This is a genomic window from Synechococcus sp. MU1611 (assembly GCF_020514255.1).
Classification (GTDB): domain Bacteria; phylum Cyanobacteriota; class Cyanobacteriia; order PCC-6307; family Cyanobiaceae; genus Parasynechococcus.
Map to the genome: position 1 here is coordinate 400,534 of NZ_VTLC01000002.1, position 13,493 is coordinate 414,026.

Below are 13,493 nucleotides of genomic sequence, written 5' to 3' on the forward strand. Positions count from 1 at the left end.
CTGTCAGCCGCAACCGGCGGGTGCCACGATGGCTGAGATTCAGTCGGCACCTTCCCAATGGCCACGTTCGAAGGACGTTTCTCTGACGCAGCTGGTCTGCGCGTCGGCATCGTCGTGGCTCGTTTCAACGATCTGGTCACCGCCAAGCTGCTGAGCGGTTGTCTCGACTGCCTCAAGCGCCATGGCGTTGATGTGTCGGAGACCAGTTCACAGCTCGATGTGGCCTGGGTGCCTGGTTCATTCGAACTGCCGATCGTGGCGCAGCAGATGGCCCGCTCCGGTCAGTACCAGGTGCTGATCACCTTGGGGGCGGTGATCCGTGGCGACACGCCCCATTTCGATGTGGTCGTCGCAGAAGCCAGCAAGGGCATTGCGGCGGTGGCCCGAGACACGTCCGTGCCGGTGATCTTCGGGGTGTTGACCACCGACACGATGCAACAGGCGCTGGAGCGGGCTGGCATCAAGAGCAACCTCGGCTGGAGCTATGGGCTGGAGGCGCTGGAGATGGGCAGCCTGATGCGCGCGTTGCCTTCGGCTTGATGCTTCAGGCCGCCAGCTGATCCAGCACCTGACGCGCCCGTTGCACCACCGGCTTGGGCACGCCGGCTAAGCGCGCCGCTTCGATGCCGTAGCTGCGGCTGGCGCCGCCGGATTGCACCTGGTGCAGAAAGACCAAGTCGTCGCCGGTTTCCTCCACCAGCACCTGGAAGTTGGCGACGTTGTCGCGTTCGGAGGCCAGGTTGTTGAGCTCGTGATAGTGGGTGGCGAACACCGTGCGGCTGCCTAGATCGCCGGCCAGGTGCTCGCTCACGGCCCAGGCGATCGAGAGGCCATCAAAGGTGGCGGTGCCCCGGCCGATCTCATCGAGGAGCACCAGGGATCGATCGCTGGCGTGGTGCAGGATGTTGGCGGTTTCGGCCATCTCCACCATGAAGGTGGACTGGCCGGCGGCCAGATCATCCACGGCACCCACCCGCGTGAAGATCCGATCGGCGATGCCCACGCTGGCGGATCGGGCCGGTACCCAGCTGCCGATCTGGGCCATCAACTGGATCAGGCCGATCTGACGCAAATAGCAGCTTTTTCCACTGGCGTTGGGGCCGGTGAGCACCACCAGGTCGGTGCCGTCACCGAGTTGCACATCGTTGGGAGTGAAGGCGGTTTCCACCAGCCGTTGCTCCACCACTGGATGGCGGCTGGCCTCCAGCTGCAGGGCGCGGCTCTCGGTGATGGTGGGGGCGCAGTAGCCACCACTGGCGGCCACATCGGCCAGGCCTGTTAGGGCATCCAGCGCAGCAACGGCGCGGGCCGCCTGGCGGATCGGGGCGGCCATGGCGCCCACCTGCTCCCGCAATTGGCAGAACAGCTCGTATTCCCGCTGGCAGGCGCGGGCCCGCAGCTGGAAGATGCGGCCCTCCCGCTCCTTGAGGTCGGGCGTGATGAAGCGTTCCTCGTTGGCCAGGGTCTGGCGCCGGATCCAGTGGTCCGGCACCGAGCTGGCCTTGGCTTTGCTCACCGCCAGGAAGTAGCCGAAGGTGCGGTGGTGCTGCAGCTTCAGGGTGCTGATGCCACTGCGTTGGCGCTCCTGTTGCTCCTGATGGTTGAGCCAGGCGTCCTGATCGTCCAGCTGGTTGCGCAATCCATCGAGCAGCGGGTCGACGCCGTCGTGAATCAGATCGCCTTCCGAGAGCGATAGGGGCGGTGCTTCCACCAGGTTGTGGCGAATCGTCTGGGCCAGTTCCGCCAGGGCTGGATCGGGGCTGAGCAGCTGTTGCAACCAGTCGGGTCCCGCGCTGATCGCTGCCTCCAGCCGTGCGGTGAGTTGGGGCAACCGTTCCAGGCCATCGGCGATGGCCACCAGATCCCTGGCACCGGCATGGCCCGCCCCAGCCCGTCCGGCCAACCGTTCCAGATCTCCCATCGGCCGCAGCAGCTGGCGGATCGTCAGCCGCAGGCTGCGTTCGCCCACCAGGCTGCTGACCAGATCCTGCCGCTGCTGAATGGCCTCGCGGTCCATCAAGGGCGCTTCCAGCCAGCGGCGCAGGCAACGGCCGCCCATGGCGGTGAGGGTGCGATCGATGGCCCAGAGCAACGACCCCTGCAATTGGTTGTCGCGCTGGGTGGCGGTGAGTTCTAAGTTGCGGCGGGTTTGGGCATCCAGCACCAGGGCATCGCCGCGGTGCACGATCGCCGGCACCTCCAGGGGAATGCGGCTGTCGTCCTCCAGGGGCTGAGTCTCCTGCAGGTAGCGCAGCAGGCCGCCGAGGGCCTGCAGGGCCAGGGGATGCTCCGGCAGCCCCAGGCCATCGAGGCTGCTGAGGCCGTAGTGCTGCTGCAGGGTGTGCTCCGCCTCGGCGGGGCTGAAGGGGGTGCTGGCCATTAGCGTCAGCCGCAGCCTTTCCGGACACCAGGCCGGCCGGCCCGCGTCGTGCTCGGCGCTCCAGAGCAGTTCGGAGGCCTCCTGCTGGGCCAGTTGCTGGTGCAGGGCGCTGCTCTCCTCCCGCTGCATCACTTGCACCTCGCCGGTGCTCACATCGGCGCTGGCCAGGCCCCAGCGCAGCGGTTGCTTGCCCTTGGCTGGCTCCACCACCACCGCCGCCAGCCAGTTGTTGCGGCGGGCGCTGAGCATGCCTTCCTCCAGCACCGTGCCTGGGGTCAGCACCCGGGTGATGTCCCGTTTGAGCAGGGCGCCCTTGGTGGGGGTGGTCTCCAGCTGATCGCAGAGGGCCACGCTGTAGCCCTGCTTGATCAGTTCGGCGCAGTAGCGCTCGGCGGCATGGTGAGGGATGCCCGCCATCGGCACCCGGCCGATGGCCTTGCCGCCCTCCTTGCCGGTGAGGGTGAGTTCCAGCACCCGGGAGAGTTCGATCGCGTCTTCGAAGAAGCACTCGAAGAAGTCGCCCAGTCGGTAGAGCAGAACCCGCTCGGGATGGGCGGCCTTGAGCTCCACGTAGTGGCGCAGCATCGGCGTGAGCTGCAGTGGATCCAGCTGGCTGTGGTGGGCCCAGGCCGGTTCGTCGCTGCTGGGTTCGGGATCGTTTGCAGCTGGCTCGTCGCTGCTGGTGTCGCTTGAGGTGGCCTGGCGCGTTCGGGGCCGGGCGGCGGCATCGGCCCCTAGTTCGTCGTCGCTGAGGTCGTGGCTGGCGGCCTCAGGTTCGCTGGTGGTTGCCGTCGATGCTGGGGCTGCCGGCTCAGGAGCCCCGAACAGATTGCCCTGCAGGGCGTCGTCAGTGGGCTGGGACGCGGACCGGGGCATCGGCTGATCTGACGAGCTCGGATCGTACCGGGCTTGGCCGAATTGAGACGGCTCAGCGGCGCAGCACCATCAACTGCTGGGGGTTCGCATCTTGGAAGCCCAGTTGCCGGTAGAAGCCCGCACTCTTGGTGGTCATTAGATAGACCCGTTCCACGCCCACCACGGGCGGGGTGTGCAGCAGTTCTTCGATCACCCGGCGGCCCAGGCCATGGCCCTGCAGATCTCCGGCCACCACGATGTCCCAGAGCACGGCGCGGCTGAAGCCATCGGAAGTGGCCCGGCCGAAGCCCACGAGCCGCTTTCCGCGCCAGAGGCTCACCACCGCATCGCTGCCGGCCAGCAACCGCCGCAGCTGAGCAAAGCTGCGGCCGCGGGCCCAGAAGGCGTGGCGATCGAACAGCCGTTGCAGCTTGAGTAGGGCTCGGCTGGGGTACAGATCCGGCCCGAGACCCAGCCAGCGCAGGCCAGGGGCGCCGGGGGCATGGTGAACCAGCCGGATCGGGGTCACTGGTCGGGGAGCCGCAGCACTTCATCTTGCTCCCCGGCGATAATTGACGGCCGCCGTCTGGCCCCGCACCCATGCCCGCCTACGACCTCACGGCGCCCTACAGCCCCAAGGGCGATCAGCCCACGGCGATCAAGCAGCTGGTGAAGGGGGTGAATGGTGGTGAGCGCTATCAGACCCTGCTGGGGGCGACGGGCACCGGCAAGACATTCACGATGGCCAACGTGATCGCCCAGACCGGCCGTCCGGCTCTGGTGCTGGCCCATAACAAAACCCTGGCGGCGCAGCTCTGCAACGAGCTGCGGGAGTTCTTTCCCGAGAACGCCGTTGAGTACTTCATCTCCTATTACGACTACTACCAGCCGGAGGCCTACGTTCCGGTCAGCGACACCTACATCGCCAAGACGGCGTCGATCAACGAAGAGATCGACATGCTGCGTCACTCGGCGACGCGCTCGCTGTTTGAACGGCGCGATGTGATCGTGGTGGCTTCGATCAGCTGCATCTACGGCCTGGGGATTCCAAGCGAATACCTCAAGGCAGCGGTGAAATTCGAGGTGGGGGAGACCCTCAACATCCGCGGTCAGCTGCGCGAGCTGGTCAACAACCAGTACAGCCGCAACGACACCGAAATTGCCCGCGGCCGTTTTCGGATGAAGGGGGATGTGCTGGAGATCGGCCCCGCCTACGAAGACCGGCTGGTGCGGATCGAGCTGTTCGGCGATGAGGTGGAGGCGATCCGCTATGTCGACCCCACCACCGGCGAAATCCTGCAGAGCATGGATGCGGTGAACATCTACCCGGCCAAGCACTTCGTCACCCCCAAAGATCGGCTCGATTCCGCCATCAGCGCCATCCGTTCAGAGCTGCGGGAGCGGTTGGATGTGCTCAACGGCGAAGGCAAGTTGCTGGAAGCCCAGCGGCTGGAGCAACGCACCAAGTACGACCTGGAGATGCTTGGGCAGGTGGGCTACTGCAATGGGGTGGAGAACTACGCCCGCCATCTGGCTGGGCGCGAGGAGGGCACCCCACCGGAGTGCCTGATTGATTACTTTCCCGACGACTGGCTCCTGATCGTGGACGAGAGCCACGTCACTTGTTCGCAGCTGCAGGCGATGTACAACGGCGACCAGGCCCGTAAGAAGGTGCTGATCGAGCATGGTTTCCGCCTGCCCAGTGCCGCCGATAACCGGCCGCTGAAAGCGGCTGAGTTCTGGGAAAAGGCGCGTCAGACAGTGTTCGTTTCAGCTACCCCGGGAGGCTGGGAAATGGAAGTAAGCGGCGGAGAGGTAGCCGAGCAGGTGATTCGCCCCACCGGGGTTTTGGATCCCGTTGTGGAGGTGCGGCCCACGACGGGGCAGGTGGACGATTTGCTGGGGGAGATCCGCGATCGGGCGGGCAAGAACCAGCGGGTGCTGGTCACCACCCTCACCAAGCGAATGGCGGAAGACCTCACCGATTACTTGGCGGAGAACGAGGTGCGGGTGCGCTACTTGCACTCGGAGATCCACTCGATCGAGCGGATCGAGATCATTCAGGACCTGCGCTTGGGGGAATACGACGTGCTGGTGGGGGTGAACCTGCTGCGAGAGGGCCTGGACCTGCCGGAGGTCAGCCTGGTGGCGATCCTCGATGCCGACAAGGAAGGCTTCCTGCGGGCTGAGCGCTCCTTGATTCAGACCATCGGCCGCGCGGCCCGCCACGTGGAAGGGGTGGCGCTGCTCTATGCCGACAACATGACCGACTCAATGGCCAAGGCCATCTCTGAAACCGAGCGCCGCCGGGCGATCCAGCAGACCTACAACGAGAAGCACGGCGTGGTGCCGACGGCAGCGGGCAAAAAAGCAAGTAATTCTATCCTCAGCTTCCTGGAGTTGAGCCGCAAGCTGAAGCAGGACGGCCCCGATGCCGATCTGGTGGAAGTCGTCGGAAAGGCGGCCAAGGCCCTGGAGAACGATCCCAATGCCGGCTTGGCGTTGGAGGCGCTACCGGAACTGATTGATCAGCTCGAGGCCAAGATGAAAGAGGCGGCCAAGAAGCTCGATTTCGAAGAAGCGGCCAACCTGCGCGATCGGGTGAAGCAGCTTCGCCACAAGATGGCAGGGTCGCACTGAGTTGGCTGGGTTGTTTTCATCCCTTCAGCTTGTTCCTAACCAGAGCTCCTGGGGTTGCGGTGGATTGACCGTGGGCCCCTTAGTAGTGCATGCTGATCTGGTTGCAAGGGACGTCTCCCGAGTGACGATCGCGGATGTAGCTCAGTGGTAGAGCATCTCCTTGCCAAGGAGAGGGTCGAGAGTTCGAATCTCTTCATCCGCTTTTAATCAATTTGATCAAGTTTCTTCTTGATCTTTTTTTGGTGCTTCGCTCATCCATTTTGCCAAGCCTCATAGGCATCCAGAAGCGGTCGGTGGCCCCCTTCCCGCCAGAGTTTGAGTGTCATATTGCGGCTGGCTTGATGGAAGCTCGTCACATGCTCTTGATGCAATGAGGAAGTCTCAGCTTCCAGGCAGAACAGGGGAAAGGTGCTCACCCAGCAACTGCCGGGAGGGAGTGAGGCATAGAGCCATTTGTCAGCGACGGGGCGCACATTGAGGGGATGTCCCAGTAAGTGCAGCTGAGGAAACCACTGTTCGATCCATTGGCCAATGCGTCGGCTCAGTAATGGAACCGCGTTTTCATGCAGCAGCACGGCTCCGTTGCCATGGCTGCGCACCTTCTCTTTCGGCACCACTACTTCGCTGCCTTCACTGACTTTCCAGCGCTGGTAAAGCATTTCGCGCACGCCTCCATTGATCGGTGCCAGTTGGATTGCCATGGCCTGACTCCCTGCTTGGTTGACGATGTCGTCAAGTAAAACGGGCCATTGCATTGGCTCAGCCAGGCTGCTGCCAACGTCGTCTTCCATGAGCAGAAACCACCCGCTGGGACTGGTCTGTCGGCTGAGCGATTCGATCAACTGTTGCCAGCTGCATAAGCAGGCCAATTCATTCCGGTTGGTGCGGCGGTGAGGGTCTGCCTCACTGTCGCGTTGCAATCCGGGAAGAGTGGCGGCTTGTTGCCAGGGACGTTCCCTTGCCCAGAAGTGATGAGAAGGATGACTTCCATCGATGGCATTCCAGCGACAGTGCTTCCAGTTGCCTGCGCTTAGTGCAGCACGCATGCGTTTGCACCGATTAGGCTCCCGCTGAAGGTTGATCCAGAAGACGGGGTAACGCTTCACCCAATCAAAAGCAGGAACCGTTCCGGGCATTGGCTCAGTCAGTTACTTCATTTAAGGATGGCGTCTTAAAGTTCCGGGATGAAGAAGGCTTCCCCACCTGCTGCTCCCACCAATGTCGAATCCTCACAGTCTGTAGTGGGCAGAGGTTCGACCAAGCAAATCTCGACCTCCCTACCAATTTCATTGAAAGAGAAGGCTGGGGAGGCTGCCAACCGTTGGATGGCAAAAAATCGATCTTTGGTGCTTCGTCAAACGCCAGTTTGGGCGCAGAGTTTAACCGCCATTTTGATTGGCTTGGGTACTTTTGGTCTTTTGGCCAGCATCATTTTCAAAATTGATGAGGTAGTAACTCTTCAGGGGCAGCTCAAATCGATTGGAGGGACCGTCGAGGTCAAGACACCTGCTGGTGGGCGTGTTGCTGAGGTCTTTTTTAAAGATGGTCAGCAAGTTCAAAAGGGTCAGCTTTTGATTCGCTTTGACACCCGTCAAGCAGCCGACGAACAAAAAACTCTCACTAAACTGATCGAAGCAGAGAGAGAAGACCTCACGAAATTCCTCGAACTCCTCGATAGCAGGGAACAAGTTTTAAAGGGTCGTCTCAAGGTTGTTCAATCAAAGCTTGACACAAACAAAGAGATCAGCAAGGAACTCGAAAAGCTGACTGATGTCGGAGGTTTTCAGAGAGTTCAATACCTTGAACGCCTGGATCAGCTCCTTGCTCTTCAAAATCAAGTTTCTGAGGTGCGTGAGCAATTGAGTCAACTTAAGCTTGAGCAAAGTAGGGCGACGTTGTCGTCGAGAAAAAGTATTGACCAGATGTCAAATTCTTTGAGGAAGGCTGAATTACAGCTTCAGTATCAGAATGTGACTGCACCAACATCTGGCGTCATTTTTAATCCTCAAGCCAGTCCTGAAGGAGTTTTAGGAGTTGGTGAGCCTATTTTGTCGATTGTTCCCCAAAAGGGGTTGTACGCTGAAGTTTATGTGCCTAATAAGGATATTGGTTTCGTCAATCAGGATCAAAAGGCAAAGGTTCGTGTGGATGCGTTTCCTTTTACTCAATATGGAGAATTGTCGGGTTCAGTTTCGCAGATTTCTGCAGATGCTTTGGAGCCTGTCGGAACTAGGCAATTTTACAGCTTTCCTGTCAAAATTAGGCTTGATACAAGCTACTTAGATTCCCGTGGTGTAAAGATACCCTTGAAGCCAGGAATGGCAATTACTACTAATTTGAAATTGCGTGAAAAACGACTGATCAGTCTAGTCAGTGATCTTCTCGTTGATCAGACTGACAGTATACGCAGCATGCGTCAGCAAGGTGGAGGGGGTTAGGGCTAATTATTTCTGGAGATATTTTTTCTGCAGTACACCTCCGTGCATAGTCATTTTAAATATTCTCTGCTTCATCAAAAATGAGTAAACTAAACCCATATGCTTAGGTTTTTTTGCGGCAGCGATTACCACTTTTTGAGGTAAGCCACATGCATGCATTGCTGGAAAAGCTGTGATGCAAGGAAATAATTGCGCTACACGTGAGGTCCACCACTCAGGAGGTGCAAGCAGAATATGGGCATTGCGTCCGTCCTGCATTTTCTTAACAGCCGGCTGTAGATCAATTACCAAATAGCAAAATATTTTTGTTAAGGAATGAATATCCCTCAAAACTGCATCAATGCTTTCCATTTCAATATGTTCTAGGACGTCGAAGCACCCAACAATATCAAAGGGTGAATCGGGCTTGCACGCATATTTTCCAACCGCTGGGTCGTACCCCTGGATTTTAATTTCATTTTTGCAAGCTTGTCGGAGTGTATCAACCAATTTGCCCTTGCCTGTTCCGTAGTCCAGAAAAGAATTGCAAGCGCCCAACTCGTTAAAACGATTAAGTGTTTCGGGTAAGTATTTGGCAAAGCCTGCAGCAGTTTCGCGGTTACCAAAATTGTCTTCGGATTGGTGCAGAGCTTGGTTTAGAATGAGTTGTTGCTTGCTGATGACTTTATCCATGGTTGAGGTTGTTGGTCTCCGTATGGTTGCCAAGTGAATACAGGTATTATGTCATCTCCCGCAGAGCAGCTCGCAAGTCATGACCTGATAGATCCAGTGTCTGATCAATGGTTGACGGAAGAGCGCTTAGCTCGTTTGGACAGGGATTTTGGGGATTCTCTAGAAATTCTTCTTGTGTCTGGAAATCTAACAAAAGTAATTGATTATTGGATAAGATTAGAATTGGCTCATGAATCAATGCGTTCAGAAAGGATCTGGCCTAAAAGTGAACAACAATCTGCATTAATCAAGTTGCGTGATCAATGGACGAAGAATAATGCGGAAAATTCTGATTTTAATTTATTGCCGGAGAAATTAGATATAAAGTTGCTTGTAAGCCCTGGTAGCCAGCTCTGGGCGTACGAACAATGGGGCCATCGTTTAGAAAGTATATTCCTTGAAAAGAAATCTTCTTTGGATCGTGTAAGTTTTTGGATGCTGCGTGTCAACGATAAATTTTTAGCACAAGAACTTTACTACCGTCTTTGTGATGATGAAGAATCATTTAAGCATATTGTCGCGCAGTTTGGATCAAAAGAAGATCAAGGCAAGGGGGGATTTTGGTACTTACAGCCTCTATCGGATGTCCCCTACGGACTAGAACCTATTTTGAGACATATGGAAAATGGAGAAGTGACATCCCCTAAAAGGTTTGGCAAGCAATATGCAATAGTTAAACTTAAAGACCGTCAACTAGCTAAGCTAGACAAAGCGATGGAGCAACGATTGTTGATGTCTCAAATGAAGATTTGGATTAATCAAATTATCCCTCCCATTAAAAATCATCTGATTTCACAACGTTATTCTTGAGCTCATGACCTTAAGCAATGCAGCTACTGATTCAGTAATTTCTCAAATTCTGAAGCAACCGCCTTTCAGCCTCCTAACAAATAATCTCCAAAAGCAATTATTTGATGGAAGCAAACTGGTTAAATTTCAACAAGGTCAAACTTTATTGCGTCCCAATGAATTTAATAAAAACATATTTTTGATTTTAGATGGCTCTATCCGTCTGCTTGTTGAGCATCCGATTCAAAAGAGTCCCCGTACAATTCAAGTCTCTAAGTCTGGCCAACTGATCGGTTGGGTTAATTTGTTAAGAGCTAGCCCATGTGAGTGGGTGTCTGCCAAGACAGAAGTGACGGCACTTGCCATCTCGAGCAAGCAATTTATAAATTGTGTTCAAAATTCTGAAGAGTTTATGACCAATTTTGCGTCTATTTCTTCACCCCATGAAGTATATGATACAGCTTTAAATGTGTTTATCTCGAAAGAGCAGCTAAGAGATAATTGGTTTGATGAGTTGTTGGATTTGATCCCTTACGGTCGCGCACTATCTATTAATGAAGGCGAAAAGTTGTCTCTTATGGCAACAAACTTGAAACAGTATTCGTGGTATCTCAGTACGCCTCATGCTGCTGGCTTAAAAATAGGTCGGCAAATGTTTGATGGCGACCAGATTCCTGAATCACCAGATTTTAAATTGCCTTATCGCTTGATTGGCTTTGAAGTTGAGCGATTGAATGGAAACAAAGTCGAACCCGAGAATCGGTCTTTGCCTCCAGCAGATTCATTGACACTTCCTACTGACCTCAAATCTCTTGGAATCATAGAAGCAGATACTTTAGATGATACTGATGCCTTCCCTATCAAAATTGGGAAAGGCACTCTTAACTTAGCAATGGCTATTTGTGAGATGGTTGCTCTACATCAAAAAGTACCGTTTCGCTCTGATGCTGTCGAAAAAGCTCTTCGAGCTAATTTCAAGAGGAACAAAGAATTGTCACTTGAAATGCTTGGTGCATTGTTCGAAATGTTGGGCCTTAAAACACAAATTGGCTCTGTAAAAACTTCTAATTTTCTGGCAGTTGAGACGCCAGCAGTTATCTTCTTAAATGATATCCCTTCAATTGTAATTTCATGTGGCTCTAATCTTGTTAAGATTGTTTCTCCAGTTGATGGTTTACAAACGATTGATTTTAGAGAATTTTCGAAAACAGTCGGGGAGCGCGTTCGTTTCGCTATTCCACGTCGTATTGGCTCGACTCCGACAGCGCGTTTTGATTGGTCTTGGTTTCTGCCATTGGTCAAAAAGTATCGCGTTTCTCTTGGGCTTGTTTTTGGTGCCTCCTTGCTTGCCCAATTAATTGGCCTGGCAATTCCGCTTCTAATTCAGCAAATTATTGATAAGGTACTCACTCAAGGTAATTTAAGCACTCTCAATATTATTGGTGGAGCCATGATTGTCTTGGCTCTTCTTCAAGGTGTTTTGAATGTTCTTCGTACATATGTTTTTGTAGATACGACTGATCGTATGGATCTCACATTGGGTTCTGCAGTTATTGATCGTCTTCTTGGTCTTCCATTGACATATTTTGAACGACGTCCTGTTGGAGAACTGAGTCAGAGACTTGGCGAACTCAATACGATTAGATCATTTATTACCGGTACAGCATTAGTTAGCGTGCTTAATATTATTTTTGCGTTAATGTATTTAATGGTGATGCTTGCTTACTCGCCTTTTCTTACTGCTGTTGCACTTAGTACGCTTCCTCTATACATTATATTAGTTTTTGTTGTTGCTCCTATCTATAAATCCTTAATTAGGAAGCGAGCAGTTGCATCTGCTAGAACACAAAGCCATTTAATTGAGATACTCAATGGAATACAGACTGTTAAGGCGCAGCATTTTGAGTTGACTGCACGTTGGAAGTGGCAGGATCGTTACCGACATTTTGTTACTGAGGGCTTTAAATCTACTGCCTTAGGCGCCACATCAAGCCAAATTGGATCCTTCCTCAACACTTTAAGCAGCCTTTTAGTTCTTTGGATTGGAATGGGATTGGTCCTCCAAGGTCAGTTAACGCTGGGGATGTTAATTGCGTTCCGTATTATTAGTGGTAATGTAACTAAACCCTTATTACAGTTGTCAACCCTTTACCAAGGCTTTCAAACTGTCCAGTTATCTATGGAACGTCTTGGTGATATTCTCAATCAAGCTCCGGAATTGTCGAATGGAGAAGCTGCGACACAGATTTCACTGCCTGTTATGGAGGGAGCAATACGATTTGAAAATGTAAATTTCCGATTTACAAATAATGGTCCTTACCAAGTAGATGGCGTTTCATTAAATATTCCATCAGGGAGTTTTGTCGGTATTGTTGGGCAAAGTGGTAGCGGAAAAAGTACTCTAATGAAATTATTGCCCCGCCTTTACAATGTTGAAAGCGGTCGTATCTTTGTCGATGATTACGATATTTCGAAGGTGGATTTGTCGAGCCTTAGGCGTCAAGTCGGAATTGTTCCACAAGATTCTCTTTTGTTCGAAGGCACGATTGCTGAAAATATTTCTCTAAATGATCCGAATGCAAGTACGGAGTCAATAATCGAGGCTGCGAGGTTGGCTTGTGCTCATGATTTTATTATGTCTTTGGGGCAAGGTTATGCAACTCCTCTTGCCGAAAGAGGAGGCAACCTTAGTGGTGGACAACGTCAAAGAATCGCTATTGCTAGAACAATATTGTCCAATCCACAATTGTTGATTATGGACGAAGCTACAAGCGCTCTCGATTATAATACTGAAGCAGCTTTAAGTAGGAACATTCAAGAGTGGGCGCAAGCACGTACCGTCTTTTTTATCACCCACCGTCTGAGTTCTATCCGATCAAGTCATATAATCCTTGTGATGCACGAAGGCAAATTAGTTGAGTCTGGAACGCATGAAGAGTTGATGAATCTCCAAGGAAGATATTTTGCATTGTATCGACAGCAAAGTGACTAATCAAAAGCATTTTAACTTCTTTCTGATTTAGATAAGTTTAAACAATATTTCGAGTTTAACTAAATATTATCTTATTGCTCGCTTCGTTTGAATTCATTTATTAGATTTGCATTGCCTCGATTATTTATAGGCAGTGTTTGTATTAGCGCTGTTATGTCTTCATGTCTCATTTTTGTTGTACGTGATCCTCACATAATTGATCGATAATAGCTAAAAGCTTCTCTCTTGATCCCTTTTTACCCTTTTGTATCTTGCGCCTTCATGATTATTGGCTTTATATTTTTGATTTAAAATCATTATTGATGTTCTCTTGATAAGCCTTGGAGGGGCGACGTCTTCTTTGTTGGTATTAATTGCTTATTTATTGCATATCTCTTGCTTGTTTTGCAAGAGATAAGATATTCATGAATGCTGGCATCAATAGATCTAAGCTGTTGGCTTAATCAAAGTGCATTGCTTTATATACTTCTTCGGTCATACGCAGGGCTTAATTGTGCTCTTGATGATCAGTCTATCAATCTATCCTATCTATTATGGTGTCTTATTTGAAAGGCTCATCATTCTTCTGCCTAAGTTTCTTGGCGTTTTCGCAAAGCTAGAGTGATTGAGTTTAAACCGTAGTATGTGTTATATCTTCTGAATATCGACTTCCTGTATGGATAAATCAAAGCCTATTAGTACCGACCCT

At 52.8% G+C, this 13,493-nt stretch carries 9 protein-coding genes and 1 tRNA gene; 6 read left to right on the forward strand and 4 right to left on the reverse strand.

Annotated elements, in window-relative coordinates; genetic code table 11:
* Positions 1–57: 57 nt before the first annotated feature.
* On the forward strand, positions 58–540 hold the full coding sequence (gene ribH, locus FZZ92_RS06540; protein ID WP_186494236.1) for a 6,7-dimethyl-8-ribityllumazine synthase: 483 nt from the start codon (positions 58–60) through the stop codon (positions 538–540).
* A 4-nt stretch (positions 541–544) separates the two neighbouring features.
* Here the strand turns inward: ribH and mutS are convergent, their stop codons facing one another.
* A complete protein-coding gene (gene mutS, locus FZZ92_RS06545; RefSeq protein ID WP_226422830.1) occupies positions 545–3,256 on the reverse strand; it encodes a DNA mismatch repair protein MutS in 2,712 nt (903 codons plus the stop codon).
* A gap of 52 nt (positions 3,257–3,308) precedes the next feature.
* Positions 3,309–3,764 carry a GNAT family N-acetyltransferase gene (locus FZZ92_RS06550; RefSeq protein WP_226422831.1) on the reverse strand — a complete coding sequence of 152 codons (456 nt, stop codon included), beginning with the start codon at positions 3,762–3,764 and terminating at the stop codon, positions 3,309–3,311.
* Between the two features lie 71 nt (positions 3,765–3,835).
* Here FZZ92_RS06550 and uvrB point away from each other — a divergent pair, with 71 nt between their 5' ends.
* Both uvrB and FZZ92_RS06560 read left to right on the forward strand, forming a co-directional pair.
* Positions 3,836–5,875 carry an excinuclease ABC subunit UvrB gene (gene uvrB / locus FZZ92_RS06555; RefSeq protein WP_226422832.1) on the forward strand — a complete coding sequence of 680 codons (2,040 nt, stop codon included), beginning with the start codon at positions 3,836–3,838 and terminating at the stop codon, positions 5,873–5,875.
* Between the two features lie 130 nt (positions 5,876–6,005).
* Positions 6,006–6,077, forward strand: a tRNA-Gly gene (locus FZZ92_RS06560).
* A 49-nt stretch (positions 6,078–6,126) separates the two neighbouring features.
* Here the strand turns inward: FZZ92_RS06560 and FZZ92_RS06565 are convergent.
* Positions 6,127–7,011 carry a hypothetical protein gene (locus FZZ92_RS06565; protein WP_226422833.1) on the reverse strand — a complete coding sequence of 295 codons (885 nt, stop codon included), beginning with the start codon at positions 7,009–7,011 and terminating at the stop codon, positions 6,127–6,129.
* Between the two features lie 48 nt (positions 7,012–7,059).
* Here FZZ92_RS06565 and FZZ92_RS06570 point away from each other — a divergent pair, with 48 nt between their 5' ends.
* Positions 7,060–8,313, forward strand: a complete 1,254-nt coding sequence (locus FZZ92_RS06570; RefSeq protein WP_226422834.1) for an HlyD family secretion protein — start codon at positions 7,060–7,062, stop codon at positions 8,311–8,313.
* A gap of 6 nt (positions 8,314–8,319) precedes the next feature.
* Here FZZ92_RS06570 and FZZ92_RS06575 read toward each other — a convergent pair whose 3' ends face one another.
* Positions 8,320–8,985: a methyltransferase domain-containing protein gene (locus tag FZZ92_RS06575; protein ID WP_226422835.1), complete on the reverse strand. Its 666-nt coding sequence runs from the start codon at positions 8,983–8,985 to the stop codon at positions 8,320–8,322.
* A 33-nt stretch (positions 8,986–9,018) separates the two neighbouring features.
* On the opposite strand from FZZ92_RS06575, the gene FZZ92_RS06580 reads away from it, so the two are divergent.
* Together FZZ92_RS06580 and FZZ92_RS06585 are read left to right on the forward strand one after the other, a co-directional pair.
* A complete protein-coding gene (locus FZZ92_RS06580; RefSeq protein WP_226422836.1) occupies positions 9,019–9,834 on the forward strand; it encodes a hypothetical protein in 816 nt (271 codons plus the stop codon).
* Between the two features lie 4 nt (positions 9,835–9,838).
* Entirely contained in the window at positions 9,839–12,805 is a 2,967-nt protein-coding gene (locus FZZ92_RS06585; RefSeq protein WP_226422837.1) for a peptidase domain-containing ABC transporter, read from the forward strand.
* Positions 12,806–13,493: the final 688 nt, after the last annotated feature.

What these genes read in the sequence shown, in the direction of transcription:
- ribH (WP_186494236.1), top strand. Translation starts at nt 58, where the DNA reads ATGGCCACGTTCGAAGGACGTTTCTCTGACGCAGCTGGTCTGCGCGTC.
- mutS (WP_226422830.1), bottom strand. Translation starts at nt 3,256, where the DNA reads ATGCCCCGGTCCGCGTCCCAGCCCACTGACGACGCCCTGCAGGGCAAT.
- uvrB (WP_226422832.1), top strand. Translation starts at nt 3,836, where the DNA reads ATGCCCGCCTACGACCTCACGGCGCCCTACAGCCCCAAGGGCGATCAG.
- FZZ92_RS06565 (WP_226422833.1), bottom strand. Translation starts at nt 7,011, where the DNA reads ATGCCCGGAACGGTTCCTGCTTTTGATTGGGTGAAGCGTTACCCCGTC.
- FZZ92_RS06570 (WP_226422834.1), top strand. Translation starts at nt 7,060, where the DNA reads ATGAAGAAGGCTTCCCCACCTGCTGCTCCCACCAATGTCGAATCCTCA.
- FZZ92_RS06575 (WP_226422835.1), bottom strand. Translation starts at nt 8,985, where the DNA reads ATGGATAAAGTCATCAGCAAGCAACAACTCATTCTAAACCAAGCTCTG.
- FZZ92_RS06585 (WP_226422837.1), top strand. Translation starts at nt 9,839, where the DNA reads ATGACCTTAAGCAATGCAGCTACTGATTCAGTAATTTCTCAAATTCTG.